At 48.5% G+C, this 1,056-nt stretch carries 1 pseudogene; it reads right to left on the reverse strand.

The window, feature by feature from the left end:
• Positions 1-1,056: pseudogene (vmeB, locus tag R7Q48_RS24855) on the reverse strand (multidrug efflux RND transporter permease subunit VmeB); the annotation flags it as partial.

Consider the following 1,056-nt stretch of genomic DNA (forward strand, 5'->3'; position numbering starts at 1 on the left):
ATGATCGCAACCATCACTGACAACGTCATCGCAGCAACGATGGTGATCGAGAACTGACGGTAAATCACCCCGGTCGAACCTGACATAAATGCCATAGGGACGAATACTGCCGATAAGGTCAAACCAACACCAATCAACGCGCCAGTGATCTGCCCCATCGATTTCTTAGTGGCTTCTTTTGGATCGAGCCCGTCTTCGTGCATCACACGCTCAACGTTTTCTACCACAACGATGGCGTCATCCACCAGCAAACCAATCGCCAGAACCATCGCAAACATCGTCAGGGTATTCACGCTGAAGCCAGTCGCGTAAAGAATGGCAAACGTACCCAAGAGTACAACCGGAACCGCAATCGTCGGGATGATCGTTGCACGGAAGTTCTGTAAGAACAGGTACATAATTAAGAACACCAACACAATCGCTTCCAGTAGCGTTTTCACTACTTCTTGAATCGATGCTTCTACAAACGGTGTTGTCTCAAATGGATAAGCGACTTTCAGACCATGTGGGAAGGTTTCACTCGACTCCGCTAAACGCTCTTTGACTTCAGCCGCCGTTTCCAGCGCGTTCGCACCTGTACCAAGTGAAATACCTAAACCAGACGCCGGCAAACCGTTGTACTGACCTTGAATATCGTAACTTTCTGCTCCGCGCTCAATACGAGCAACGTCTCTTAGATAAACGTTTGCACCGCTCGCATCTGATTTCAAGTTGATGTTTTGGAACTCAGCCACACTGCTTAAACGACTCGCAGAAGAAATCGTCGCGTTAAGCAGTTGACCTTTCTGCGCAGGTGCTGCACCCAATTGACCAGATGACACTTGCGCATTCTGCTCACTGATCGCATTTGCAACGTCAATTGCCGTCAGGTTGAACTGAGTCAGCTTAAACGGGTCAAGCCACACACGCATCGCATATTGAGAACCAAAAGCCTGTACTTGACCCACACCCGTCACACGGCTGATTGGGTCTTGAATGTTGGTTACAACAAAGTCGGCAATGTCGTTTTGTGTAAAATCTGGATCGTCAGAATAAACCGCCACCACCATCAAAAAT

It is taken from the genome of Vibrio sp. 378 (genome assembly GCF_033339435.1).